This is a genomic window from Myxococcales bacterium, from assembly GCA_012517325.1.
Taxonomy (GTDB): domain Bacteria; phylum Lernaellota; class Lernaellaia; order Lernaellales; family Lernaellaceae; genus JAAYVF01.
On sequence record JAAYVF010000061.1, the window covers coordinates 17,118 to 43,572 of the forward strand.

The window sequence follows — 26,455 nt, forward strand, 5'->3', positions numbered from 1 at the left end:
TGTTCCTTTCCTACAAACCCAATTGATCGGCGATCCGGGTCATGGAAGCCAGACTGGATTCCAGGAACTCCGCCAGCGGCACGCCGATCGTTTCGCATTCGGCGATGATTGCCCGATCGGCGCCGGCGGCGAAGAGTTTTTCCTTGTAGCGCTTCGCCACGCTTTTTGGTTTCACCGAGGCCAACTTTTTGTCCGGATATACCAGCGCCGTGGCGATGATCAAGCCCGTGACGGTTTCCGCGGCGGCCAAGGCGTGTTCGTAGGTCGTGGCGCGCGGGAGGCCGAGGGCGTCGTTGTGCTTGCGAATGGCCAGCGTGATTTCCGGATGAACGCCCAGCGCGTCCAGCCAGCCGGCCCCCACTTCGGCGTGGCGGCGCATGTCGTCGCCGACCTCGCCCAGGTCGATGTCGTGCAGCAAGCCGCCGATGCCCCAGAATTCGGGATCCGCGCCGAAACGCGGCGCCAGATCGCGCAGAATGGCCTCGGTCGCCAGGCAGTGATTGATCAGCCGGGGCTGGCCGGCCAGTTTTTCCGCGAGCAGCGCGTACGCGTTTTCCCGGGTGATCCCCGCCGATTTCTCGGTCATCGCGTCTTCCTCCGGTTGCGTCGACATCGTACCGGAGGGGACCGGAGCGTCGCAACCCCGCATCACCGGTTGCGCGGATTCCGCCGCCGTTTATCATGGCGGTTCAACCCGCGAACGGAGGCGCCGTGAATCCGCAAACGCTGATCGACCTGGCGATGCAACTGGACCGGCTCGAATCGCTGCCACGCATGGGTTACCTGATGCGCGGGATCGCGCACCCGGAATCGGTGGCCGCTCACGTTTTCGGAGTCGCCGTCTGGTCGATGCTGCTGGCCGACGAACTTGGCGGCGTCGACCCGCTCAAAGTGTTGCGCCTGGCGTTGTTGCACGAACTGGGCGAGGTCAAACTGACCGACATCCCGAAGATCGCCGAGGAGTATCTGCCGCTGGGCGCCAAGGATGCCGCGGAAACGAAGATCGCCGCGGAATTGCTTTCCGGCCTCGAGGTTCGCGGCGAGGAATACCTGCGGCTTTTTACCGAATACCAGGAGGCGCGCACTCGGGAAGCGCGGCTCGTGCACGCCGCCGACAAACTCCAGATGATGGCCAAAGTCCTGCGCTACCAGCAAAACGGCGCGACGGGTGTCGACGGCTTCTGGAACCATGCGCCGAATTTCCGCGATTTCGACCTACCCGAAGTGCGTGAGATATTTGCGGAATTGCGCCGGCGCCGGCCGGTAGTGGCGACGGGTTCGCCGGCGGAGCCTTGATTGCACGCCCCCTACCCATGTGCTACAAGATTTCGAGTTTCAGTCAAGGAATCAAGAGGTTGTTCGACGATTTTATCGTGGATCGCCGGATCGAGAAGTAAATCATGAAAACCATTCAAGCCGCCGCCGCCAAAGTCGATATTACGCCGTATCTGGTGACAAAAACCTACCTGGCCGGGTTCGCGCCCAACCGCCTGGCGACGGGCGTCGCCGAGCCGCTGTGCGCCCGAATCCTATATCTGGAAGACGAAAACGGCCCGCTGGTCTGGATCGCCACCGATCTCATCGGTTTCCTGTACGGCGACATCGATGACTTGCGCGCCAAATTGCCGGAGATCGCGCCCGAACGGTTGTTTGCCTGCGCCACGCACACGCACTCCGGGCCTGACACCATGGGATTGTGGGGGCCGTCCGTCGGGCCGGTGCCGGTGAAAAGCGGTCGCGACCCGGAATACCTCAAGTGGATGGTGGAACAAATCGCGACGGGCGTCCGGCGGGCGCAAGCGCGGAAGCAGCCGGCGGTCATCGGTTGCGGCGAGGATCTCAGCGAGAAAAGCGAATGGGTCGTGAACATCCGCCAGAAAGGCTATAACGACCAGGCCCTGACCGTGATGCGCGTCGACGGCCTCGCCGGCGAACCCATCGCCTGTCTGGTGAATTTCGCCTGCCACCCGGAAACGCTGTGGGAAAAGAACACGGACATTTCCCCGGACTTCGTCCATCACCTGCTGCGCACCGTGGAAGAAGCCTCCGGCGCCGTCGGCATCTATATCAGCGGCGCGCTCGGGGGCATGGTAACGTCTTCCCTGCCCGACGAAACGCCGCTGGCCGAACGCCGCGTCTTCTACCGCAAGATGGGCAAGGCGCTGGGCAAGATCGCCGCCGCCACCTGGAAATCCATTTCGCCGGAAGCCGTGGAAAAGATCACGCACCGCTATCATTGCGGTTTGTTTCCCTTCGACAACAAGGTTTTGTTCTTTATGAAAAACCTGGGAATTCTAAACCGCGAAATGACCGACGACCGGATTTTCACCCGGATCGACTACTGGAAGATCGGCCCGGCCGAATTCGTCAGCCTGCCGGGCGAAGCGCTACCCGCCGTGGGTTTCAAGGTCAAACGCCTGATGCACGGCAAACCGAATTTCCTTTTCTGTCTGGGTAACGACGAATTGGGCTATCTCCTTGACGAGCAGCTTTGGTCCGACCCGAAGTACCATTACGAAAAGACGGTATCGGTCGGCCCTGCGGCGGTCGAACAATTCTATCGCCTCATCGCCGAGCTCGTGGCTGATCAATGAAGGTTGTCGGGCTGACGGGCGGCCTGGCCAGCGGGAAAAGTGTCGTCACCGCCATTTTCCGCGAACTCGGCGCCGCCACGCTGGACGCCGATCAGGTCGCGCATGACCTGCTCCATCCGGGCCGAAGCGGTCATCGGGAAGTTGTCCGTCGCTTCGGTCCGGAAATCCTGACCGCCGAAGGCGCCATCGACCGCGGCGTCCTGGGCCGGCTGGTTTTTCAAGATCCGCAAGCCCGCCGCGACCTGGAAGCGATCGTCCATCCGTTGGTCTATCAGGAAATCGCCGCCTGGATCGCGGCCGAGCAAAACAAAAACACGCCACTGGCCATCATCGAAATCCCGCTGTTGTTCGAGTCGGTTTCGCCGGTCGGTTTCCACCACACAATTTGCGTCACGGCGACGCGCCGCGCCCAGATCGACCGCGCCAAGGAACGTTCGGGATACGACGAGACGACCATCGCCGGCATTCTCGCGGCACAGATGCCGCCCGCCGAACAGGCGCGCCGGGCGGATTTCACGATCGATAACAGCGGCGATCTCGCGGCAACGCGGCGGCAGGTCGCGGCGCTTTACGAAAAATTGGTGCGGCCATCCTGAACCGGCGCCGCCGGCTTGCGACCGGCTGCAACTTTTTCCCGAATCGGCTATAACATGCGGCGGATGAACGAACGAATCGCCAGTTTTCGCCGAAATATTTTTGCGGCGGCCGCGCTCGCGCGGGATTTCCCGTGGAGCCGCGCCATGGGTGCGCAAAAAACTCCCGTCTGGCTGGTCGGCGGCGCGCCGCGCGACTGGGCGCTGGAAAAATCAGCGCCCGATTTCGACCTGGTGGCGCCGCGCGGCGAATCGCTGCCGTTGGGCGAGCGGTTGGCGGCGGAACTTGGCGGGCGCTTCGTGCTCTTGCACGAGGATTTCGGCGCTTGCCGGATCGTGCTGGCTGACGGCGGCTGGCTGGATCTGACGGATCTGCAGGGCGCGTCGATCGAGGAGGATCTGCGACGCCGCGATCTGACGATCAATGCTTTGGCCTTACCCTGGCCCGCCGCCGATTCGTTGCTCGATCCGACCGGCGGCCTGGCCGATCTGGCGGATAAAATAGCCCGCCGACCCTCGCCCGGCTGTCTGCTCGCTGATCCGGTACGCGTTTTACGGGTCTATCGTTTTGCCGCCGAGTTGGATTTGCGGATCGAAGCCCCAACCGAGGACGAAATTCATGCCGCGGTCAGCCGTTTGCCTGACATGCCCGGCGAACGGGTCTGGGAAGAACTGCGCCGGATTTTGGCCGTCGAATCCGCCGCGCCGTGGATCGAACGCCTCGCGCAAACCCGCATCCTCGACGCATTGCTGCCACCGTTGGCGGCGTCCGCCGGCTGCGCGCAACCGTCGTTCCACCACCTGGATGTCCGCGATCATTGCCTCGAAGCGGCGAAACAGAGCGACGCGCTGATCGCCGATCGGTTGTACGCGCCGGCGCTGGCCGATCCCGACAATCGCGCCCTGCTGCGGCTGGCGGCCTTGTTGCACGACGCGGGCAAACCGGCGACCGCCGCGCCGAACCACGACGGCGATCTGCGGTTTCACGGTCATACGGCGAAAAGCGCCGAGTTGGCGGCGGCCGTGGCCGACCGCTTGCGGCTTTCCAATCAACTGCGGCGGCGCCTGACGCGGTTGGTCGACGCCCACATGCGGCCGCATCAGTTGGCGGAGCTACTAGCCCAAAACCGGTTGACCCCGCGCAGCGTGCACAAATTTTTCAAGGACCTGCAGGGCGATTGGCTGCTCTGCCTCTCGCTATCCCGCGCCGATCTGCGCGCCACGGCCGGGCCGGACGCGCCGCGTGACGGCGATCGCCAGGCGCAACTGCTGGCCGAACATTTCACGCGGATCGCCGCCGAGCGGCGGTCGGCGGCCGGCGATGCGGCCCTGTTGCGCGGCGAGGACATTCTGGCGCTCGGCGTGGCGCCCGGGCCGCGGATCGGTGAAATCCTGGAGGCGATCTCGCAGGCACGCTTCGAAAATCCCCGACTGACGCGCCCCGAAGCCCTTGCTTTGGCGGCTAAACTGGCGGCCGGCGAGTCGCTCTCGTCCGGCCAAGAGGAACCGTGAGGTAAAGCATGCGATTTGACGGCAGAAAAGCGACGGAATTGCGGCCGGTTCTTTTAGCGCGGGGTATCGCCGATTTCGCGGAAGGCAGTTGCCAGGCACAGTTCGGCCGAACCATCGTCTATTGCACCGCCAGCGTCGAACAGCAAACACCGCGTTGGCGCAAAGCCGAGGAAGGCGGCTGGATCACCGGGGAATACGACATGTTGCCACGCGCCAACCGCGAACGGAAACAGCGTGGCGGCAATCGCAACGGCCGGGCCCTCGAGATCAGCCGCCTGATCGGTCGCAGCCTGCGGGCCGTCGCCGACCTGTCGCGGATGCCGGGCCTGACCATTACCCTCGACTGCGATGTCCTGCAGGGCGACGGCGGCACGCGCACCGCCGCGATCACCGGCAGTTACGTGGCGTTGGCCGACGCACTCGCCTGGTGCCGTGATCGCGGTCTGATCAAGGCCGATCCCCTGCTGGATTCCGTGGCCGCGATCAGCGTGGGTTTGGTGAACGGCCAGGCGTTGCTGGATTTGTGCTACGAGGAAGATTCGGCTGCCAGCGCGGACGCGAATTTCGTCATCACCGGCCAGGGCCGCCTGGTCGAGGTCCAGATCACCGGCGAGGAAGCCACGTTTGACGAGGCGGATATCCAACGCCTGCTGGCGCTCGCCAAAAAAGGCACCGCGGTTTTGAAGAAGTTGCAACGGCAAGCGTTGGAAATGCCGCCGTTGCGCCAGGGCGATTGATGAAAATCCTGATCGCGACCAGCAACCGGGGCAAGCTGCGCGAACTGCGCCAGATACTCGAACCGCTCGGCATCGAAACGATCGGCCTGGGCGATCTGCCCCCCATCGAATCGCCGGAGGAAACCGGGGCCACTTTCTCGGCAAACGCCCGCCTCAAGGCCCTCTATTATGCGCAGCACGCCGGAATACCGGCCATTGCCGACGATTCCGGTTTGTGCGTGGACGCCCTGAACGGCGAACCGGGCGTGCGGAGCGCGCGCTATTCCGATCCCGGCGCCACGGATCGCCGCAACAATGCCAAGCTGCTCGCGGCGCTGACGGAGCAGGCCGAACGCCGGGCCCGGTTCGTTTGCGTCAGCGTCTGCGCCAAGCCGACCGGTGAAATCGTCGAGGCGCGCGGCGAGTGCGAGGGAGAAATCCTGGCCGCGCCGCGCGGCGAAAACGGCTTCGGATACGACCCGGTTTTTTATTATGCGCCCCTTGCGGCCACCTTTGCGGAATTGCCGCCGGAAGAAAAAAACCGCGTCAGTCACCGGGGCCGGTCGCTCCGGCGGTTGGCGGAACTGCTGCCGTCGTTTCTGGCCGGCGGGAAATAAGCCACACCACCGTGCGGCGTTCGCCGTCCGGCCCCCGCGAGCGAAAATCGCCCAGGGAAACGATCGTCCGGGTCCGTTCCAGGCGCTTTTGCTCGACTGCCAAATCGCTCTGTCGACTGCTCAGAATCACCAGCGCCTTTGGAAGTATCGTCGCCTGATCGTATGGCCGGACCTGCCGTCCTAAATGATAGGAAGTCATCGCCAATTCGTCGGCCAGAACGGTCAGCGTCGGCGCTTGCCGCGCCGCGACCGCCGCGGCTCGGCGAATGTCATCACCCAGTTCCTTCACTTGCGCAATCAACAACTGGCCGCCGAGCACGCCGCCCAGCAGCATCAGCGCGATCGCCCCTTGCGTCAGGCGCCGCGCGCGGTCGGAACCATTCCGCCAGACCTGCATGCCCAGGGCGGCCGGCAATGAGATCCAAAGCGATAAAATCAACGTCAGTCGCCAGTCGAAATACCAGTGCGCCGCCAGACCGAGCCAGGAGGCGATGAATAAATAATGAAGCCAGAAAAACGATTCCGCGCCGGACGAACCCGCGTTGTGCCGCCACTCCCGGCGACCTTTCCGGACAAACGCGAGGCCGAAAACGTACAAATTGGCGGTAACCGCCAGCGGGTAGGCGGCCAGGTGTTTCAACACATTCCACCATTCCGGATGGGCGAGGTGCGAAAAATATTCGCCGAAATAGCCGGTCCGCCGCACGATCGACAGGTACCAGAAAAATACCAGCGACCAGGAGGCGAAGCCGGCGGACGCGAGCCACAGACCAAGCGACCGATTTTCGCGGCGGACGAATCGCCAGACGCACCAGATCACCGGCGGAAAAAAGACAAAACCTTCGGCGCGGGTGGCAGCGGAAAGGCCCGCGACGAAAATCAGCCAAAACAGATCGAAGTCGTGGCCGGATGACAGGAACCGCAGGAAACAGAGGAAAGTCGACGCGGCTAGAAACAGAAAGGTCGTTTCGGTCATCGCCTGCGCGCCATACAAGTAAAAAATCGGATTGGCCGCGAGCGTCGCCGTCGCATACCAGGCGGTCGAGCGGTTCAGGCCGAGCCGTTTGCCACATTGCGCCAGAACCCCGAGCGTCAAGGCGCCGGATAACGCGGCGATACACTGGCCGGCGAAAAGTTTTTCAATCCCGCAGTCGGACAACGCCTGAACCAGCAACGGAAACAGCGGCAGGCGTTGGGTGTGGATGAGCAGATTGAAATCGAGATAGGTCGCCGCGTCCGGGTTGACGAAAACAAAACCGCGCCACCGCGCCATTTGCAGTACGAAGTAAAACGCGGGTGGCAGCCACCACGGAAGAAAAAAGCGTCGCAATGAAAAGCCCTACCATTTGGCGGTGCGGTATGGCATAAAAATAGCTCATGAAGCTCGTCATTCAAATACCCTGTTTCAACGAGGCACAAACCCTGCCCGAAGTGGTGGCGGCTTTGCCGCGCACGGTTCCCGGATTCGATGCCGTGGAATACCTGGTCGTCGACGACGGCAGCGATGACGGCACGAGCGAAATCGCTCGCCGGCTGGGTGTGCATCACGTGGTCCGCTTCGCGGCCAATCGCGGGCTGGCGGCGGCGTTTCGCGCCGGGTTGGACAAGGCGCTGGAAGTCGGCGCCGACGTGATCGTCAACACCGACGGCGACAACCAATATCCCGGCGCGGCGATCCCCGAACTGGCGGCGCCGATCGTCGCCGGGCGGGCCGACGTCGTCATCGGGGTGCGCGATATCGAGGCGATCCCCTATTTTTCGGCGCAAAAAAAGAAATTGCAGCGCTACGGCTCCTGGGTCGTCCGGCGCTTCTCCGGGTTGCAGGTCGCGGACGCCACCAGCGGTTTCCGCGCGTTTTCGCGCCGCGCCGCCCTGCGGCTCAACGTCCTGTCACGCTACACCTACACCCTGGAAACCCTCATCCAGGCCGGGCGCTCGAACCTGGCCGTGGCCTCGGTGCCGATCCGCGCCAACCCGAAGACCCGTGAAAGCCGGCTGGTCCGCTCCAACCTGAATTACGTTTTTCGGAGCGCGATGACGATTTTGCGGATGTACCTCACCTACGAACCGTTGCGGGCGCTCGGTTCGTTGGCGCTGACGCTCTTCGGCCTGGGCACATTGATCGGCCTGCGGTTTCTTTACTTCTATCTGACCGTCAACGGTCGCGGCCATGTACAAAGCCTGCTCCTGGCGTCGATCCTGATCATCATCGGTTTTCAGACCGGGGTTCTGGGCATTCTAGCCGACCTGATCGCCACCAACCGCCGCCACCTCGAGGAACTGTTGATTCGATCCCGCGAAACCGGCAGGAACGACCGGCCTTGAGCAACGATCAGCCCCGCGTCCTTTTTCTGACCACCAGCTTTCCCCTGCATCGCGATCATTGGTCGGGGGTTTTCCTGTTGCGGCAGGCCATTGCGCTAACCCGGTTGAACTGCCCCGTCACCGTTCTGGCGCCGGGTGACGGAAAAGCCGCCGCTCGGGAAGAAATCGACGGCGTCGCCGTCCACCGCTTTCCCTATCCGGGCGATCGCACCCATCCGCTGGCGTATGGCGGCGGGATTCCCGCCAATTTGAAAAACGATCGTTCGCTCTGGTGGACCGTGCCGGGGTTTGCCACCGCGCTACGCCGCCATGCCATCCGCCTGTTGCCCGACATCGATATCCTGCACGCGCACTGGTCATTCGCCGGTTTGCTGGCCACGTTGCCCGGCATCGCTTCGCGGCGGCCGCTGGTCGTCAGTTTTCACGGCAGCGATCTGGCGCAACCGGCTGGGCCGCTGGCCTGGGCGGCGAAACGCGCGGCGCGACGCGCGGCCGGCGTGGTGGTCCACAGCGACGAGATGAAACGCCGCGCGCTGGCGCTCGGCTTGCCGGAAGCAAAAATCCTGGTGATTCCGCACGGCATTGCAATCGACGATTACCCACTCGTCACGCGCGCCGCCGAACCGGTCCGCATCCTGGCGGTCGGCCGTCTGAGTGAGGAAAAAGGCTTCGACGTCTTGCTCGAGGCGCTGCGCCACTTCTCCGCCACGCTCGATTGGCGGCTGATCGTCATCGGCGAAGGCCCGTTAAGAGAAAAACTGCTCCAGCAAGCGCGATCGATCGGCATCGCCGGGCGCGTCGAATTCGCCGGCCCCTTGCCGCCACAAGCGGTCCGCGAACAGATGGGCCACGCCCATTTGTTGGCGGTTCCCTCGCGCCGCGAAGGTTTCAGCGTGGTGACGCTCGAAGCCATGGCCGCCGGCCTGCCGGTGGTCGGGACCGCGGTCGGGGCATTGCCGCAACTCGTCCGGCAGGATGAAACAGGATTTCTGGTGCCGCCCGGCGATGTTGCCGCGCTGGCGGCCGCGTTGCGGCACGTGCTGACCGACCCGGCCCGCCGCGACCGCATGGGGGAACGCGCGCGGGAGATGGCGGCGCGCGATTATTCCCCGACGGCCGTCAACCGGCCGTTGGCCGAACTGTATCGCCGCCTCGGTCCGGCCAATGCTTGACGCTGGGGCAACCGCTTTTTATTCTGATTTTCATCGTAAGGAGGACGCGGAATGTATGCCCTGATCAAAACGGTCGACGATCGCGCGAAAATCCGTTACCCGATCACCCGCATTTTGCAACGCCTGGGTCGCGATCCTTCCTGCGAGATTTTTCTCGACGATGAAAACGTCAGCCGCGTCCACGCCGAATTGACGCAAACCGAGGAAGGCGTTTTCATCAACGATCTGGCGAGCACCAACGGCACCTTCGTCAACGGCAATCGCATTCACGGCCTTTTTCAACTGACGGTCGGCGACCACCTACAAATCGGGCCGCACGATTTCATGCTGGTGGCCGAGGAACCCTCGCGCCTACAGGCCACGATCGCCATGAACGACGAGGTGATCCGCCACCTGCGGCTTCCCAGCGCCGACTTCAAGCCTGAGATCGCCGGCGACGTCGAGCAAACCACCGTCGCCGCGCCCGACGCGGGCTTGAAAACCAAGATCGACGCGCTTTCCGAAGCCGAACGTTCCCTGCCCCGGCTGGTGGTGGAAAATGGCCCGAAACGCCACTGCCTGTTGCCGCTGGTGCAACCGGAACTCGAAATCGGACGCAGCCCTGAATGCCACCTGGTGCTGCCCGACAATCAGGTTTCGGCGCATCACGCGAAAATCATCAAGCGCAAGGGCGGCTATTTCATTTACGACAACCGCTCGCTCAACGGCATTTTCGTCAACAACGCCAAGGTTCGCGGCGTGCCGTTGCAAACCGGCGATCTGATCCGGCTGGGCGATACGACGATCCGTTACGAAGACCCGACCAAACCGCGCCCGGCAAAGCAGGCGCCGGCGGAAAAACCGGCGACGCAAAACATTCCCAGTACTTACGGGCCCTGGCGCTGGGTCGCGATCGGCGGCATCACCCTGCTGGCGCTAACCGTGGTTTTGTATTGGATCTGGGCCTAGCACCGGTGTTGCTTCCGGCTTGCAGGTTTCGTTCGGGTATTTTAGAAAGATCGACGAGCGAACATTCATGAGGTGACCCCGATGTCCTGGCGTCGCGCCCTGTTGATTTTACTGATCGTTTCCCTGGCTGGGGCATCGCCCGCGTTCGCAAAAAAAAAGAAGAGCGCCGGCGTCATGGTGGATTCCCTGGTCGCCACGGTCGATAACGAAACGATTTCCATCGAAGACGTGCAAGTCGAACGCGACATTCTCTCCCGCACCAACATCTGGTTCAGCCAGCCGCAACCGCCGGCGAATCCGACCGAAAAAGACGCTTTCAATGAAATGATCACTCGCTCACTGCTTTACAATCAGGCGCGGAAAATGGGCTTCACCGAGGTCCCCGACGACGAGCTGGAAACAATGCTGGAAAAATTCCGCGCCACCTTCACCAGCCGCGAGGAATATACGACCTGGCTCGAAAACTACGATCTGCGCGACGAAGACGTCAAACAAACCGCCAAAGACCTCAAAGAATTCCGTTCGATCCATCGTTGTTTTTTCCGTTGCCTGATCATCGAGAAATACCTGACGAAAAAAATCGACATCCAGGTCAAACTCGGCTTGCCCACCTACCTGGCCGATCACGAGGCGGAATTGCGGCAAAAGAACCCGCAGGCGACCGCCGAGGAACTCAAATCGTTGGCCGAAAAAGAACTCTATAATCAGAAATTGAAGGATCACATTGCCGAGCTGAAAAGCCGCTCCAACGTGGTCATTCTGCGCGATCGATATAATTGATTTCACACGTTGACACTTCACCAAGCCCGGTGCTAGCATTCTCCGACTTTGCAGCCGTTGGCTAACAATGGAGAAATCCTTTGCGTTTCAATAAGTTATGGATTCTGCCGGCCATTTTATTGCTCTGGATCGGCCTGGGCTGCGACTCGGGCGCCGGTCCCGAGGGCAATGAAGAGCCGTTTTGCGAAGACCAGATTATCGATGAGGACTTTACGGGCGGCTACCGGGCGATTTTGGGATTCGGCGAAGGCGTCATTCCCGCCCTTCGCCTTTCACTGGGCCACCCGGGTAAATTCAACGTCACCTTGGCGATGAACGGCCCGACCAGCGCCTTTGCCGAATTGTCGCAAATCGATTCGCTGGCCGCCGATTTCGACCATTGGCCCACCGAACCATCGCGGGCGGAACGCCTCCTCGCGATGCGCGATTTCCTCGCGGCGTATGGCAATCCTTATTATCAAAACGAGGACAGCAATTATTATCCGCCGGAGGTCGTCGCCGATTCCTATACCGCCGGCGAACCGCTGGTGTTGCCGCCGCTGTACAGCCCGGACAATCCCGACGGCACTTATGATTCGGTGACATTCTTCGACGATGAGTCGGGCCTGGCCGTGGATTTCTGGCTGGCGCACGACCTGAACGGCAACGGCCGGCGCGACCCGGGCGAGCCGGTGATTCGCCAATTGCACGAACCGTTCGTCGATACGAATCAGAACGGCGACCGGGACGCCGGCGAAGCCTACGACGACTTCGGCGTCGACGGCGTCGACGGCACCGGGGACTACGGTGAAGGCAACGGCCAATTCGATTGGAACCCGAACGCCGCCGCCTGGCGCGCGGCGAATCCGGCCGATCTGGCGGCGTCCGCCGCGCTCGATCTCACCGCCGGCTATCAAAACAGCGTCTACCTCGACGCGCTGGAAGAAGACCCGTGGGGGTTCAACGAGCAGATCGAACTTCTGGCCGATACGCTGGAAACCCGGTTGTCCGGCGCGGAATCGGGCGTCGATGATTTCTGCATCCGCAACCGCCTGGGGCGTTATACGGGCCTGCAAGGCGATTATCCCGTGCTGACCGAACCGCTCTGGTTCCCCGAAAAATATTTCCTGGATCTCCTGCCGGGCGGCAACCCCGCCAGTTCGATCGCCGCGTCCGACGCCTTGCAGATCGGCCGTTTTTATCAGGCCCTGCGGTTTCTGTCGCTGCGGATGCCCAACGGCACCAACGACATTCACAAGGAAGATTCGGCGATCTGGCAAATCCGCTCTTTCTATAGTGAAGTGTTGGAAAAAGAAGTGCGGTTCGGCGTCGGCTTCCCGGCCGGCTATTTCAACGAGATCAGCGCCTGGAAAAGCTATCCGGTCGTTTACGTCTTCCACGATCGCCACAGCACCCTCGCCGACTGGAGTTACCTGCTGGCCGACCAGGGCGACCTGGCGCATCGCAAACTGGCCAAGCAAGCGCTGCTGATCGTGCTCGACGGCAGCCGGGACGCGGACGGACTGGCCGGCTACAGCCATTACGTCAACCAGGCGGCCACGGAATTCGGCGGCGCCTACGGCGACGTGGTCGACGAACTGATGGAATACGTGGAAACGACCTTCCGCGTACAAGTCGCTTACCATGACCGTGACGACGACGAAGATTGAGATGGCCGCGCCGGAGCCGCCGCGCATCGATGACGTGACTGCCGCCGATCTGGACGCCGTGGCGCGGCTCGAAGCCGAATCCTTCCTCACCCCCTGGCACCTCGACAGTTTCCGCGAAGCGCTGGATCGGCCGTATTCGCTCTTCCTCGCCTTGCGGCTGAACGATCGCTTGATCGGCTATTCCCTGTCGTGGGTCGTGGCTGACGAGTTGCACATTTTGAAGTTCGCGGTCGAGGAATCGCTGCGGCGCAACGGCTTCGGCCGGCGATTGCTCGCCGAAACCCTGCGCCGCGCCCGCGCCGCCAACGCAGCGATGGCCTGGCTGGAAGTGCGGCCGAGCAACGAGGCCGCGATCGCGCTTTATTCCCGCCACGGGTTCCACAAAGCCTACACGCGGAAAAAATATTACGCGGACACCGGCGAGGACGCGCTGATATTCATGGGCGATCTGCTCGCGCTGGAGAAACCCGCATGACCCCCAAACTGCAACAGACCGTGCCGGTCGTCGCCCGGGAAATGATCAGCCCGGACTACTTCGAACTGGCCTTTGCCTTTCCGGAGTTGGCGCGGCTCGCCCAGCCGGGCCACTTCGTCACCCTGACGCCGATCCAAACCGGTCCACCTCTGCTGCGCCGGCCGTTTTCCATTCAACGCGTTTCGCCCGACGGCGAAGTCCGGTTGCTGATCAAGATCGTCGGCGCCGGAACGCGAGCGCTGGCCGAATTGCGGCCCGGACAAACGGTGGATGTCCTCGGGCCACTTGGCGCCGGCGTGTTTCAGGTTTCTCCCCCAACGACACAGCCGATTTTCGTCGCCGGCGGCGTCGGTATCGCGCCGTTTCTGTTCCTGGCCGATCGCCTGCACGACCGGCCGGACCTTCACTCCACCTTGATTTTCGGCGGTCGCGGCGCGGCCGATCTGGTGACGCGCGACCGCTTCGAGGCGCTGGGTCTGGACTGCCGTTATACGACCGAGGATGGTTCGCTCGGCCACCGGGGGCTGGTCACGGACGAACTGCGGGCCCGGCTCGCCGATTCGCCGGCCGAGGCCACCGAGGTATTCGCCTGCGGGCCGCTGCCAATGCTGCGGGCGGTCGCGCTGCTTTGCCGCGAGGCCGCGGTGCGGTGCCAGGTGAGCCTGGAAAGCCAGATGGCCTGCGGCTTGGGTTCGTGCCGCGGTTGCGTCGTCCCGACGATCGGCGATCCGACCGGCCACGGCATTCCTTATCAGCGGGTTTGCTACGAGGGGCCGGTTTTCGCCGCCAACCAAATTGTCTGGGAAGAACTGACATGAAGCCGTTGGACTTGCGCGTCGATCTGGGCCGTGGCCTGATTCTGAAAAACCCGGTGATGGGGGCGTCCGGCACCTACGGCTACGGGGTGGAATACGAGGATCTGGTCGACTTGTCCGCCATGGGCGCCCTGGTCCTCAAGGGGCTCTCGCCGTTGCCGCGCCGGGGCAACAAACCGCCCCGCCTGGTCGAAACCGCGGCCGGCCTGCTCAATTCGATCGGCCTGGAAAACATCGGCGTAGTGGCGTTCATGGCGGAAAAATATCCGCGCCTGGCCGAATTGGGCGTGACCCTGGTCGCCAACGTCTACGGGGAGACCGAGGACGACTACCTGCGGGTGATCGAACGCCTCTCGCAACCGGACGCCGAGTTCGTCCGCGGCCTGGAGCTCAACGTGAGTTGCCCGAACGTCAAAGCGGGCGGCGTGACCTTCGGCGCGTATCCCGAAATTCTCGGCCGACTGGTCGAGCGCGTACGCGCGGCCACCAGCAAACACGTCATGGTCAAATTGACTCCCAACGTCACCGACATCGTCGCCCTCGCCAAGGTGGCGGCGACGGCCGGCGCCGATTCGCTCTCGGCGATCAATACGCTGCTGGGCATCGCGGTCGATCTGAAAACCCGGCGGCCGAAGCTGGGCAACATCACCGGCGGCCTGAGCGGCCCGGCCATCAAGCCGGTCGCGCTGCGCATGGCCTGGCAAGTGGCGCGCGCGGTGAATGTCCCCGTCGTCGGCATCGGCGGCATTCTGACGGGCGAGGACGCCCTGGAATTTCTGTGCGTCGGCTGCCGCGCGGTGCAAACCGGCACCGTCAATTTCATCGATCCGCGCGCGCCGCTGCGCGTGGCCGGCGAAATCGAAGTCTGGCTGGAGCGCGAAGGATTGACGAGCCCGGCGCAGATCGTCGGCACGTTCGCCGACCGCCGCTGATCATTCCGGCCGAAATTCGCAGATCCCGCACCGGGCCGCCACCCAATTCATCAGCACCGTGACGCTTGCCTCGATGCCGAGATCGTGGGTGTCGATTTCCAGGTGGGCGGTCTCCAGAAAGTGCGCGTCGCGCTCGGCGATCAGCCGGCGCATCTCCGCCGGCAACAACCCCGGATTTTCCGGTTGCAGCCGCGCGGCGAGGATTTCCGGCGGCGCCTGCAGATAAACGACTTCGCCGATCCGGCGCAGTTCCTCCCGAACGTCCGGGGCCAGGATCAGGCTGCCGCCGACATCGAACAATACCCCCGGCGCATTGGTCATTCGTTCCCGGAGATCGGCGAGGCAGGCGGCGAACGCCTCCTTTTCCAGCCGCAGATAGGTATCGAGTCCGTCCGCGGCGATGATCAACGCCGGGCGGCGACCGTCAATTTTTTCCACCCATTCGTCGGTCGCCATGCGCGGCCAACCGGTTAATTCGGCCAGCCGCTTGCTGATCGTCGTCTTGCCGGCACCGCGCGGACCGATGAGCGAAAAAATCATGGCTTCTCCTCCCGTTCGTCGCGGCCCGGCCGGATGATCATTGCATCAGAATTTCCAGCAGTCGTTCCGTCAGTTGCTGCGGACCGCGAACCCCGGTGACGGTCTGGAAGTCGTTGACCAGCGAGGCAAAGGCGTAAATTTCACCGCGTGCGTCGTAACAATAGCCGGCCAGCGTGACCGCGCCGTTGACGAAGCCGGTCTTGGCGCGCACCCGGCCGTAGAGGCTGCTTTTCTTGAAGCGCCGGCGCAGCGTGCCGTCCACGCCGCCGATCGGCTGGGCGTCCAGATATTCCGGAAAGGCCCGCGGATTGCGCCCCATCCATTCCAACACCGCGACCATGCTGGCGGCGCTCTGCCGATTGTCCTTCGACAAACCGGAACCGTCGAAAATCACCTCGCCTTCGCGATAGAGATTTTCCTGCCGCAGCCAATTGGTCACCGCGGCCGCGCCGTTTTCACGGCTGCCGGGCTGTCCGGAGGTCACCGCGCCGATCGTCCGGGCGATTTGCTCGGCGGTAAAATTGTTCGAGAAGCGATACAGCCGCCGGATGATGATCGGCAACTCGGCGCTCTCGTGCTCGTGGATCAGGACGGCGCCTTTCGGCGCGTTTCCCGGGCGGCTTTGTCCGGCGATCGTGATCCCCTGGGTTTTCATCATTTCCCGGATGGTTCCCAGGGCGAAGGTCAGCGGGTCGCGCACCGCCTGATACGTCGGGTCCGGATGCGCCTCGATGCCCAATTGGCCGCTGATCTGCACCGCGTTGTCGGTCATGGTCATGACCGTCTTGTTGCCGCGCCCCGCCACGGTGTTGATGGCGCCTTGGATCGTCAGGCCGGCCGGATGCGGATTGAGCGAAACGAACGCCGGCGCGCCTTCGGTCGGCCCGGGGCGGACCCAGAATTCGATTGTATTGTAATTGACCGACAAAGCGCCCAACGGAGCCCGATAAGCCTGGAACGATTTTGGCCCCCATTCGGGATAATACCGCTCCTCGTCATGAAAACTGTCGTCGCCGACCAGATCGCCGGTCACCTGCCGCACGCCCGACAGCCAAAGGGCGCGAACCATTTTCCACACTTGCTCGGTGGTCAGGTCCGGGTCGCCGCCACCGACGACGTACAAGTTGCCCTGAATGACTCCCTGTGCCGTCGGCCGGCGATCGGCCAGCAGGCGCGTTTTGAAATGATAATTCGTCCCGAGAATCGCATAGGCCGCCGCGCCCGTGATGAGCTTGTTGGTGCTGGCCGGAATGCAAAAGGTATCCGGCTCATGCTCGAAAAGCAGCGCCCCGTCGCGCACGCGCTTCACCTGCACGGATACCGTGGCCTTCTGAAAAATGGGATCGGTAAAGATTTTATCCAATTGCTGGCGCTGCGTCGGCGTCAAGGCCGGACCGGCGGCCACAGGAGCGGCGACCGGCGTCGCGGGCTGCGCGGCGGCGACCAGCGCAAGAATGGAAATCAGTCCCCCAACAATCCAACACGCCAGAAACAGGCTTTTGCGACTGCTCATCGGTTCGCTGTCCCTTTCCATTTTGGCCCAAATCCTAACGGCCCGCCGCGCCGGATGCAACCATTTCCTGCGGATTTTCCCGCCTCTTGCATTGGCTTTTTCGCTGTGTAGAATACGGCCCACGTTGGCGAGGGTTATTACCCGGAGGAAAACATGGCCACGATTTATACCGCGACCAATATTCGTGTCGGTCACATCATCGAGTTCGAGAACGAACCCTACAAGGTGCTGGCCGCGACGCACATCACTCCCGGCAAGGGCAATGCCGTCATGCAGGTCAAGATGCGCGGCATCAAATCCGGCGTTCAACGCGAGCAGCGTTACCGCTCGGTGGAAAACGTGAAGCGCATCACGCTGGACATGGTGAAAATGGAGTTCCTGTACGAGGACGGCGAAATGGCTCACTTCATGAACGCCGAAACCTTCGAACAGGTCTCCTACGGCATCGGCCTGATCGAAAACGAGCTGCACTTCATGCTGCCCAATTCGCACGTGCAGATGCTGTTTTACGGAACCGATCTGGTCGGCATCGAACTGCCGAAAATCGTCGAGCTGAAGGTGATCGAAACGGCCCCTTACATCAAGGGCGCGACGGTGACCAACCAGAGCAAACCCGCCAAGCTGGAGACCGGGCTGGAAGTCGGCGTACCGGGTTTCATCGAGGTCGGCGAAGTGGTTCGCGTGGATACGGAAACCGGCGAATATATCGAGCGCGCGCGCTAGACGAGTCGCTCAGTCGGCGTAACCGTCCGGGTTGCGGCGGTGCCACTCCCAGGCGGTGGCGATCATCTCTTCCAACGACGGAAAGCGGGGCTCCCAACCGAGTTCCCGCTTTATTTTTTTATTGTCGCCGATCAACCGGGGCGGATCGCCCGGCCGCCGCGCCGCCAGGTATTCCGGAATCGGGTGGCCGGTCACCCGCCGGGCGCCGTCGATGACCTCCCGGACGCTGTAGCCGCTGCCGTTGCCCAGGTTGAAGTGCGACGCCTCGTTCCGCTTCTTTTCCATCGCCAGAATGTGTGCCTGCGCCAAATCCGCGATGTGGATGTAATCGCGGATGCAGGTGCCGTCGGGCGTCGGATAATCGTTGCCGAAAACGGCGATTTTATCCCGCTGGCCCAGCGCCACCTGTAAAACGAGCGGAATCAGGTGCGACTCGGGCCGATGATCCTCGCCCAGACCGTAGGCCGCCCCGGCGGCGTTGAAATACCGCAAAATGCTGTAATTCAAGCCGTGAATCTGGTGATACCAGTGCAGCATCCGTTCGAAGGCCAGCTTGGTTTCGCCGTAGGGATTCGCCGGGTGCTGCGGCACCTGTTCGTGGATCGGAATGGTTTCGGGATCGCCGAAGGTGGCGCAGGTGCTGGAAAAAATGATGAAGTTCACGTCCGCCTGCCGCATAGCGTCGAGAATGCGCTTGCCGACGACGACGTTGTTCTCGTAATAGATTTCCGGAAAGGTCATGCTTTCCGGCACCTGGCTGTGGGCCGCGAAATGCATCACGGCGTCGACGCGGTATTTTTTAAACGTCCGGACCAGGGTATCGGTATCGCCCAGTTCCGCCTGGACGAAGACGGCTTTCGGCGGCACGGCCAGCCGGTGCCCGCGGCTCAGGTCGTCGTAGACGACCACCTCATAACCGGAGGCCAACAATTGGGCCGCCGTCACGCTGCCGATGTACCCGGCTCCGCCCGCGATCAGAATGCTCATTGTCTATCCTTTATTCAGCACTTTCATGAAGTAGTCGATGGTGAGTTTCAGCCCTTCTTCGAGCGAGACTTTTGGTTCCCAGCCCAGAATGCGCTTGGCCTTGGAGATGTCGGGCTGACGGACTTTCGGATCGTCGACCGGCAGATCCTTGAATTCAATCGGGCAATGCGTGCCGGTCAGTTTCTGGATGCATTCGGCGAACTGCAGGATCGTCATCTCACGCGGGTTGCCGAGGTTGGTCGGTTCCGTTTCGTCGCTCATCAGCAGGCGATAGATCCCCTCGACCAGGTCGCTGACGTAGCAGAAGCTGCGGGTCTGCTGGCCGTCGCCGAAGACGGTGAGCGGCTCGCCGCGCAGCGCCTGACTGATGAAGGCCGGCACTACGCGGCCGTCGTTGAGCCGCATCCGCGGGCCGAAGGTGTTGAAGATGCGCACGATCCGCGTTTCCACGCCGTGCGTCCGCTGATAGGCCATGACCAGGGCCTCGGCGAAACGTTTGGATTCGTCGTAGACGCCGCGCGGGCCGATCGGATTGACGTTGCCCCAGTAACTTTCCGTTTGCGGATGGATCAACGGATCGCCGTAGACCTCCGAGGTGGAAGCGAGCAGCAGGCGCGCCTTCTTTTCCTTGGCCAAGCCCAGCACCTTGTGCGTGCCCAGCGCGTTGACTTTCAGGGTCTGGATGGGCAGTTCCAGGTAATCGATGGGGCTGGCCGGGCTCGCGAAATGCAGGATGTAATCCAGCGGCCCGTCGACGTAGATGTAATTGGTGACGTCGTGCTTGATGAAATGAAAATTGTCGGCGGTGATCGCGGCGATGTTGGCGATGTTTCCCGTCAGCAGGTTGTCCATCGCGATGACATCGAAACCCTTACGCACGTAGAATTCGCATAGATGCGAGCCGATGAAACCGGCGGCGCCGGTGATCAGAATGCGCGGCATGCTGTTTCCTCTCGGTTATTTATTTTACGGCGTCCCGCCCGATGGAATAATAGGCGAAGCCCATTTCCCGCAGGATCGCCGGAGTGTACAGATTGCGCCCGTCGAAGATCACCGGCTGCCGCAGGAGCGCCTTGATGCGTTCCAGGTTGGGCCGGCGGAATTCGTTCCATTCCGTCACGACGAGCAGGGCATCGGCGCCGTCCACGGCCTCGTAATTGTTCTGGCACAGCGTCAGGCCGCCGCTGTCGATCATATCTTTGAGGTTGTAGGGCTTGGCGGCCTCTTTCAGCGCGGCCGGATCGTACGCCCGGACCTTGGCGCCGGCGCCGATCAACGCGCGAATGAGGTACTTGGCCGGCGCCTCGCGCATGTCGTCGGTCTGCGGCTTGAAGGACAGGCCCCAGATCGCGAACAGCTTTCCCTTCAGATCGGGGCCGTAGTGCTTCTTGACCTTCTCGAACAGGATCAACTTCTGCCGTTCGTTGACCTCGTCGACCGACTTCAGGATCTGCAGGTGTTGCTTGAAATCCGCCGCCGTGCGCAGCAAAGCCCGGACGTCCTTCGGGAAGCAGGAGCCGCCGTACCCGACGCCGGGGAAGAGGAACTGCGAGCCGATGCGCTTGTCGCTGCCCACGCCGCGCCGCACCATCATCGCGTCGGCGCCGACCTCATCGCACAGGTTGGCGATCTCGTTCATGAAGCTGATTTTCGTGGCCAGCATCGCGTTGGCGGTGTACTTGGTCATTTCCGCGCTGCGTACGTCCATGAAGATGATCGGATTGCCGGTGCGGACGAACGGCGCGTAAAGCTCGCCCATCGTTTCCATCACCTTCTGGTTGCCGGTGCCGATCACCACGCGGTCGGGATACAGAAAGTCGTTGATCGCCGCGCCTTCTTTCATGAACTCGGGATTGGAAACGACTTCGAAGTCCAGCGTGGTTTCCTGGCGCACCGCCTCGCGCACCCGGTCGGCGGTGCCGACGGGGACCGTCGATTTGTCGACGATGATTTTAAAGCCGTTCATCGCCTGACCGATGGCATGGGCGACGGCCAGCACGTGGGTGAGATCGGCGGCGCCGTCCTCATCCTGGGGCGTGCCGACGGCGATGAAGATGATGTCGCTTTTCACCACGCCCGCCGCGAGATCCGTGGTGAAGCTCAAGCGCCCTTCCTTCACGTTGCGCTCGACCAAGACATCCAGTTCGGGCTCGTAAATGGGAATTTCACCGCGCTTCAGGCAGGCGATTTTTTCCTCGACCTTGTCCACGCAAATGACGTCGTTTCCGGTTTCGGCGAAGCAGGTGCCGGCCACCAGGCCGACGTAGCCGGTGCCGATGACGCAAATGTTCATGTTCCACTCCCTTAGCGCTGTTTAGTATGCATTCTTTCGGGCGGACCTGGAAAAGACGGTCATCCAGATGATGCGCAAGTCCAGCCAGAAACTCCAGTTTTCCACGTAATAGAGATCGGATTCAATCCGGCGGCGCAAATCCGTATTGCCGCGCCACCCGTTGACCTGGGCCCAGCCGGTCAGGCCGGCTTTGACCATATGGCGCAGCATATACTTCGGAATCCGGCCGCGAAACTCCTCGATGAACACCGGTCGCTCGGGCCGCGGCCCGACGACGCTCATCTCGCCCTGCAACACGTTGAAGAACTGCGGCAACTCGTCCAGGTTGGTGCGCCGCAAAAACGTGCCGACGCGGGTGCGGCGCGGATCATTCTCGGTCGCCCACACGGCGCCGGTCTGCTGCTCGGCGTCGACGCGCATCGACCGGAATTTCCAGATGCCGAAAACCTTGCCGTCCAGTCCCATGCGCTCCTGCCGATAAAAAACCGGCCCCGGGCTGGACAGCTTGATCGCCAGCGCGATCAGCAGAAACACCGGACTGCCGAGCACCAGCACCGCCGCCGAGAAGACGACGTCGAACGCGCGCTTGGCCACCATCCCCCAGCCGGAAATGGGAATCTGCTTCAGGCTGACGATCGGCAGGCCCTCGAAATCCTCGACGCCCGAACGCAAAACCACGTAATTCAGCAGGTCGACGACGACGTTGACGTCGGTCATCTCTTCTTCGAGGTTGTTGAGCACCACCGCGAGGCGATCGTGCGCGGCCATCGGCAACGCGACGTAAACGCGCTGAATCCGCTGTTCCTGAACGGCCGACTGGACGTTTTCCACGGCCGCCAGAACGGGCAGACCGTCGATCTCGGAGGCGATTTCCCCCGGCTCGTCGGTCAGAAAACCGATGACCTTCTGCCCCAGCTCCGGATGCGCGTGCAACCGCGCGACCAGCGACTTCGCCAGCGGGCCGGTTCCCACCACCAGACAACGGCTGATGCCTTCGCCCTTCGCGAAACGCCGTCGCTGCCAGCGGTCCAGGTAAACGCGCACGCCGATCAGTCCCGAGGTGGACAATAGAAGAAAGATCGCCAACACCAGCCGGCTGGGTTTGTACTCGCTGATGAAGAACGTCACCACCACGAAGGCGATGAAAGCCAGCAGGTGCCCTTGCAGTCCGAGCAGAATTTCGCGGGTCAGACCGCTGGCCACGCGGATCCGCCCCGGCCAACGCTGCACCACCGCCCAGATGAAGAGCGCCAGCACCGCCAGCCAGGCATAGCGGCTGAACGGCGGCACGTGCTGGATGCGCAACGGCAGGAGGTGAAAACGGATCGGGTAAGCGATGAGCCAGGAGCCGACGACGACCGATACGTCGGCCACCAGTTGAACGCTGCCCATGAATTTCGATCGTTCGCCGATCAAGCCGTTTCCCCCGCTGCCTCGCGATAGACCGCCAGTGTCTGTTTAGCGAATTGCGTGCGATCATACAACCGGGCACGGATCTCCCCTTCCCGACCAAGCCGCGCGCGCAATGCGTCGTCGCCGGCCAGTTCCGCCAACCGTTCGGCCCAGACCGCCGGCTCGCCGGCCGGCGCGTACAAAGCCGCCGGTCCGGCTACCTCGAAAAGCGCCGGATCTGCGGAGGCCAGCACGGGCGTGCCGCAAGCCATCGCTTCCGCCGCCGGCAGGCCGAACCCCTCGCAAAGGCTGGGAAAAACCAGAGCTAAAGCCGCGCGGTACAAAGCCGGCAGATCGTCCGCCGCGACATATCCGGTGAAAATCACGCGCTCGCCGAGACCGAGTTGGCGGTAGAGCAGCCGGATTTCCTCGGCGCCCAAGCCGTCCGACCCGGTCAGAACCAACCGGGCATCGCCCGGCCGCCGGCGGCAAAACAAAGCGAACGCGCGCAACAAGGCGGTGAGATTTTTTCGTCGCTCCAGGGTGCCGACATGCAGAAAATAGCGCTCCGGCAAGCCGAGTCGCGCCCGGACCGCCCCATCGGCCGTCGGATCGGCGACCGGCGAATATCGCGGATTGATGCCGTTCGGGATCACCCGGATTTTCTCGGCGGGGACGGCAAAGCGTTCCTGCAGATCGCGCCGTGTGCGCTCGCTGATGGCGATCAGGCGCCGCGCGTGGCGCAGTACAGCCGGCAACAACCGCTGAATGAGATTGTTGCGCCAATGGTGAGCCCACGGCAGGGCGAAGCTCGACAAGTCGTGGATCGTCAGGACCGTCGGACAGGGGCTGCGTAACGGAGCGAGAAAATTGGCGCCGTGAAAAACGTCAACCCGCTCCTGCCGGAGCAACAGCGGGCAAACGGTTTGCAACCAGACATTGCCGACCGGAAAATACGGGTCGCTGACGGTGATGAACTCCGGCAGGGGTTGGTCCAAAACAACAGCCCGGTGCGAAACCAGGCGAAAGCGGTCGCCCGCGCCGACCTCGGCCAGCCCGGCGACGAGATTCCGCGTGTACACGCCCACACCGCTGGGACGTTCGGTCGCCGCGCGCGCATCGATGGCCACTATCATTCCTCGACCTGCCGGTGAAATCTCCACCACGCCGCGATCAAGCCAAGAATCAGCAGACCGCAGCCGCCGACCATCGCCGCCGAGGGCGAAACGAAGTATAGAAGCCCCAATAACAAACCGAAAATCGCGGCATAGTTTAGCGGAACTAGCAGTTTTTGCAACGAAATTCGCGGCAGATGAGGCCGCAGCTCCCGCACCGCCAGAAACGTCAGCAACCCCTCGGTGACGAGCGTCGATCCGGCCGCTCCCAGGCGCTCCCAAAGCGGAATTGCCAGGCAATTCAAAAGGATATTGGCCAGGGCGCACAGCGCGGTGATTTTCATGAAAGATTTTTGGCGGCGATGCGCGACCAGCAAGGTCGTCAGCAAATAATTCGGGTAGATCGACAGCAACGCCGGCAACAACAAGATCAGGGTCGAGGATCCCTGCCGGTAGGCTGCGCCGAAAAGCAGTTCGAGAACGTCTCCGGCGAAAAAGGAACCGAACACCACCCCAAGCGCGGCTGTGCCGATCAACCATTGGAAATGGGGCGTCAGGTCACCGGAAACCGGCTTTGTTTCGGCTTCGCGCGCCAATCGCGGAAAATAGGCGGCCAGAAAAGCCGCCGGCAGGATCATCGCCGCTTCGATCAACCGGTAGGCCGCGCTGTAAAGCCCCACTTCCGCCGCGCCGGCCAGTCTTTCCAGCAGCAGGGCGTCGACGCGGAAGTAGACGACCGTAAACAGCCCGATCAACGCAAAGGGCCATGACGATCGCCAAAGCTCGCCCGGCGTCGGATGGGGATCGACCCTCTCGGGTTCCGTGAAAAGCGCCAAACGAAACGCGACATACGCTCCGCAGCCCTGCCCGGCGAGAAACGCCAGGCCCAGGCCCACCAACCCGGCGCCTGCCCAAAGGCCAAGCAAGCCGAGAATAACGTAAGCCAAGTTGGCCGCCAGCGAAACGAGCGCGTCCTCGCGCAATCGTTCCCGCGATTTGAAAACCGCCTGCCGCAGATTGACGACGACCGAAATCGCGATGCCGGCCAGGATCAGCACGGTCAACCAAAACGCCGCCGGTGGAAGCGCGAAAAAGCAAAGAACCGTCAGCCCGATCGCCAGGCCACCGAGGGCGGTCGCGCCGAGCAACCGGCGGCTCGACGAGTACGCGCGGCGGCCCGCGTCGGCCGCGGTCGTCGCCTCCCTCCACAAGGCGGTGCCCAAACCGGCGTCGATCAACGGGAAAAGGATGTAGCCGAACGCCAACGCAAACGAAAAGTAGCCGAAGTCCGCCAACGATAACCGTCGCGCCGCCGCAAACAGAAGCACAAAAACCAGCAGCTTGCCGCCGAGGATCGCCAGGATTTTCCAGAGCGTATTAGTCCAGACGCGGTTCATGAGCCCATCCGTCCTCGACCGCCAGTGCCAGGACCAGACCGATCAGCAACATATTGGCATAGGAATCGAAAAGCATCGCGTCGTAAAGGTTCACCGCCGCGATAGCCGCCAGCATTCCCAGCACGACCGCGCGCAAAATCGGATCCCCACCGCTCCGGTCGCGCCGCATTTCGCGGACGCAACCGAAGAGGAAAAAAACCAGGGCGACCAGGCCGACAATCCCCTGCCCGCACAACATCGTCAGCGGCAGATTGTGCGCCTGATACAGCCCCTGGCCGACGAACAAATCGTACGTCGTCCTCGGCAAGGCCGGATAGAACCGGTACCGAAAGCGGTCGACGCCGATGCCCAGCCACGGCGACTCGCGCCACAAACGAATCGCGGCCCGCCAGAGCAGCAAGCGGGTCGAGAAAGTATCCGCATCGGCCGTGTCATTCATCATGCCGGGAAATGGCACGACCCCGTCGGCGCACACGGGAAGCGTCTCGGGCACGGTTCGCTCGCCACGAACCAGGAAGGCGGCGGCCACCAACAGTCCGACGAACACGACGATCAACAATCCCAGGCGCATCCGCCGCTGGCTCCATCGCCGTCGTTGCGCGGCCAGATAAACGATGCCGGCGAACAAGCCGACCGCCAGCGCCAGCCAGGTGCCGCGACTGTATGTGAACCACAGCGCGGTCAGAAAAAGCGTCAGACAAAAGAGTGCGAATCGGCGGGCGTATCGTTCTTTCGTCAGCCGACCGTAAAGAATCGCCGCGCCAGCGGCAATCAGCAAGAAATACGCGAAGGAGTTGCAGTAATTGAACAGCGAAGACGCGCGTACCACCAGGCGGCCGGCGTGGTTGAAGACGCCCGTGGTCAGCGCCAGGGGCAGCGACGGATCGGCCACCGCGAATTTATTAGGCACGAACAGCGCGATGAACGGCATCACCGTGACCGGGAAAAAATGCTGCGCGATGCCGATCAGGGCGAGGATCACGCCTACGGCCAGAATCGCGCGGCAGATCGTCAACACCCGGTCGCGCTGTTCGGCCACGCACCGCAGAAACAGATAAAGTACGATGCCGATGGCGAATCGCGCGGTGAATTTCAGGGCCTCGCCCCGCCCGTCGGCCACCGCGAGCGTGGTCAGCAACATCGATCCGGCGATCGCCAGCAATCCCCACAGGAGCCAGTCGCGTCGGCGGAAAGTCGGGCGGAAAGTCGGGAAGGCCGAAACGAAGAACAGCGCCAGCAGCAATTCCGTGGTGGTCAGACGGGTCGGGCCGAGTGAGCCGAGGCCGACTTCCACGAACCCGAAGGAATACAGCAAAGCCAGGGAAAGCGACAACAGGCCAAGGCGGGCGGGTCCGGCCGGCACGCGC

General features: G+C 62.6%; 26 protein-coding genes. 15 read left to right on the forward strand and 11 right to left on the reverse strand.

The annotated features are described in order from the left end of the window. Positions 1 to 10: 10 nt before the first annotated feature. Positions 11 to 586 carry an HDIG domain-containing protein gene (locus GX444_10945; protein ID NLH49108.1) on the reverse strand — a complete coding sequence of 192 codons (576 nt, stop codon included), beginning with the start codon at positions 584 to 586 and terminating at the stop codon, positions 11 to 13. Positions 587 to 711: 125 nt separating this feature from the next. Between GX444_10945 and GX444_10950 the strand changes: the two genes are divergently transcribed. The 6 genes from GX444_10950 (at position 712) to GX444_10975 (ending at position 6,032) form a co-directional block, all read left to right on the forward strand. Then, on the forward strand, positions 712 to 1,296 hold the full coding sequence (locus GX444_10950) for an HD domain-containing protein (GenBank protein ID NLH49109.1): 585 nt from the start codon (positions 712 to 714) through the stop codon (positions 1,294 to 1,296). 104 nt (positions 1,297 to 1,400) lie between these two features. Continuing rightward, on the forward strand, positions 1,401 to 2,594 hold the full coding sequence (locus GX444_10955) for a hypothetical protein (protein NLH49110.1): 1,194 nt from the start codon (positions 1,401 to 1,403) through the stop codon (positions 2,592 to 2,594). Then, positions 2,591 to 3,190, forward strand: coding sequence for a dephospho-CoA kinase (locus tag GX444_10960; GenBank protein NLH49111.1), 600 nt, complete (start codon positions 2,591 to 2,593; stop codon positions 3,188 to 3,190). The genes GX444_10955 and GX444_10960 overlap by 4 nt, the downstream gene beginning before the upstream one ends. 144 nt (positions 3,191 to 3,334) lie before the next feature. Continuing rightward, entirely contained in the window at positions 3,335 to 4,699 is a 1,365-nt protein-coding gene (locus GX444_10965) for a CCA tRNA nucleotidyltransferase (GenBank protein NLH49112.1), read from the forward strand. Between the two features lie 8 nt (positions 4,700 to 4,707). Next, on the forward strand, positions 4,708 to 5,436 hold the full coding sequence (gene rph / locus GX444_10970) for a ribonuclease PH (protein ID NLH49113.1): 729 nt from the start codon (positions 4,708 to 4,710) through the stop codon (positions 5,434 to 5,436). Beyond that, positions 5,436 to 6,032, forward strand: coding sequence for an XTP/dITP diphosphatase (locus tag GX444_10975; GenBank protein ID NLH49114.1), 597 nt, complete (start codon positions 5,436 to 5,438; stop codon positions 6,030 to 6,032). The genes rph and GX444_10975 overlap by 1 nt, the downstream gene beginning before the upstream one ends. Here the strand turns inward: GX444_10975 and GX444_10980 are convergent. After that, a complete protein-coding gene (locus tag GX444_10980; GenBank protein NLH49115.1) occupies positions 5,962 to 7,362 on the reverse strand; it encodes a phospholipid carrier-dependent glycosyltransferase in 1,401 nt (466 codons plus the stop codon). The two genes, GX444_10975 and GX444_10980, sit on opposite strands and share 71 nt — an antisense overlap. A 47-nt stretch (positions 7,363 to 7,409) precedes the next feature. On the opposite strand from GX444_10980, the gene GX444_10985 reads away from it, so the two are divergent. The 8 genes from GX444_10985 to GX444_11020 all read left to right on the forward strand — a co-directional run bounded on the left by GX444_10985 (position 7,410) and on the right by GX444_11020 (position 15,128). After that, complete coding sequence (locus tag GX444_10985) at positions 7,410 to 8,357, forward strand: glycosyltransferase family 2 protein (GenBank protein ID NLH49116.1); 948 nt, start codon at positions 7,410 to 7,412, stop codon at positions 8,355 to 8,357. Continuing rightward, a complete protein-coding gene (locus GX444_10990) occupies positions 8,354 to 9,529 on the forward strand; it encodes a glycosyltransferase family 4 protein (protein ID NLH49117.1) in 1,176 nt (391 codons plus the stop codon). The genes GX444_10985 and GX444_10990 overlap by 4 nt, the downstream gene beginning before the upstream one ends. 51 nt (positions 9,530 to 9,580) lie before the next feature. Next, a complete protein-coding gene (locus GX444_10995) occupies positions 9,581 to 10,477 on the forward strand; it encodes an FHA domain-containing protein (GenBank protein ID NLH49118.1) in 897 nt (298 codons plus the stop codon). A gap of 81 nt (positions 10,478 to 10,558) precedes the next feature. Further along, positions 10,559 to 11,257 (forward strand): hypothetical protein, encoded by a 699-nt coding sequence (locus GX444_11000; GenBank protein NLH49119.1) that lies wholly within the window; start codon positions 10,559 to 10,561, stop codon positions 11,255 to 11,257. Between the two features lie 80 nt (positions 11,258 to 11,337). Further along, on the forward strand, positions 11,338 to 12,906 hold the full coding sequence (locus GX444_11005) for a hypothetical protein (GenBank protein NLH49120.1): 1,569 nt from the start codon (positions 11,338 to 11,340) through the stop codon (positions 12,904 to 12,906). 1 nt (position 12,907) lies between these two features. Continuing rightward, positions 12,908 to 13,381, forward strand: coding sequence for a ribosomal protein S18-alanine N-acetyltransferase (gene rimI, locus GX444_11010; protein NLH49121.1), 474 nt, complete (start codon positions 12,908 to 12,910; stop codon positions 13,379 to 13,381). Continuing rightward, the gene (locus GX444_11015; GenBank protein ID NLH49122.1) at positions 13,378 to 14,199 is read left to right on the forward strand and encodes a dihydroorotate dehydrogenase electron transfer subunit; all 822 of its coding nucleotides are present in this window, start codon (positions 13,378 to 13,380) and stop codon (positions 14,197 to 14,199) included. The genes rimI and GX444_11015 overlap by 4 nt, the downstream gene beginning before the upstream one ends. Further along, positions 14,196 to 15,128 carry a dihydroorotate dehydrogenase gene (locus GX444_11020; protein NLH49123.1) on the forward strand — a complete coding sequence of 311 codons (933 nt, stop codon included), beginning with the start codon at positions 14,196 to 14,198 and terminating at the stop codon, positions 15,126 to 15,128. Before GX444_11015 ends, GX444_11020 begins: the two co-directional genes overlap by 4 nt. On the opposite strand, the gene GX444_11025 is transcribed toward GX444_11020, so the two are convergent. Together GX444_11025 and dacB are read right to left on the reverse strand one after the other, a co-directional pair. Further along, entirely contained in the window at positions 15,129 to 15,668 is a 540-nt protein-coding gene (locus GX444_11025) for an AAA family ATPase (protein NLH49124.1), read from the reverse strand. A 37-nt stretch (positions 15,669 to 15,705) separates the two neighbouring features. Continuing rightward, positions 15,706 to 17,181: a D-alanyl-D-alanine carboxypeptidase/D-alanyl-D-alanine-endopeptidase gene (gene dacB / locus GX444_11030; GenBank protein NLH49125.1), complete on the reverse strand. Its 1,476-nt coding sequence runs from the start codon at positions 17,179 to 17,181 to the stop codon at positions 15,706 to 15,708. 153 nt (positions 17,182 to 17,334) lie between these two features. On the opposite strand from dacB, the gene efp reads away from it, so the two are divergent. Further along, entirely contained in the window at positions 17,335 to 17,904 is a 570-nt protein-coding gene (efp, locus tag GX444_11035; GenBank protein ID NLH49126.1) for an elongation factor P, read from the forward strand. Positions 17,905 to 17,913: 9 nt separating this feature from the next. On the opposite strand, the gene galE is transcribed toward efp, so the two are convergent. From galE to GX444_11070, 7 genes are read right to left on the reverse strand one after another with little or no spacing between them, the layout of a single operon-like run. Further along, positions 17,914 to 18,891 (reverse strand): UDP-glucose 4-epimerase GalE, encoded by a 978-nt coding sequence (gene galE / locus GX444_11040; protein ID NLH49127.1) that lies wholly within the window; start codon positions 18,889 to 18,891, stop codon positions 17,914 to 17,916. Positions 18,892 to 18,894: 3 nt separating this feature from the next. Beyond that, complete coding sequence (locus GX444_11045) at positions 18,895 to 19,833, reverse strand: SDR family oxidoreductase (protein NLH49128.1); 939 nt, start codon at positions 19,831 to 19,833, stop codon at positions 18,895 to 18,897. 19 nt (positions 19,834 to 19,852) lie between these two features. Continuing rightward, the gene (locus GX444_11050; GenBank protein NLH49129.1) at positions 19,853 to 21,184 is read right to left on the reverse strand and encodes a UDP-glucose/GDP-mannose dehydrogenase family protein; all 1,332 of its coding nucleotides are present in this window, start codon (positions 21,182 to 21,184) and stop codon (positions 19,853 to 19,855) included. Positions 21,185 to 21,205: 21 nt separating this feature from the next. Beyond that, a complete protein-coding gene (locus GX444_11055; GenBank protein NLH49130.1) occupies positions 21,206 to 22,600 on the reverse strand; it encodes an undecaprenyl-phosphate glucose phosphotransferase in 1,395 nt (464 codons plus the stop codon). After that, positions 22,597 to 23,706 (reverse strand): glycosyltransferase family 4 protein, encoded by a 1,110-nt coding sequence (locus GX444_11060; GenBank protein ID NLH49131.1) that lies wholly within the window; start codon positions 23,704 to 23,706, stop codon positions 22,597 to 22,599. The genes GX444_11055 and GX444_11060 overlap by 4 nt, the downstream gene beginning before the upstream one ends. A gap of 2 nt (positions 23,707 to 23,708) precedes the next feature. After that, positions 23,709 to 25,088 (reverse strand): flippase, encoded by a 1,380-nt coding sequence (locus GX444_11065; GenBank protein NLH49132.1) that lies wholly within the window; start codon positions 25,086 to 25,088, stop codon positions 23,709 to 23,711. Next, positions 25,069 to 26,451 carry an O-antigen ligase family protein gene (locus tag GX444_11070; protein ID NLH49133.1) on the reverse strand — a complete coding sequence of 461 codons (1,383 nt, stop codon included), beginning with the start codon at positions 26,449 to 26,451 and terminating at the stop codon, positions 25,069 to 25,071. The genes GX444_11065 and GX444_11070 overlap by 20 nt, the downstream gene beginning before the upstream one ends. Between the last annotated feature and the right edge of the window lie 4 nt (positions 26,452 to 26,455).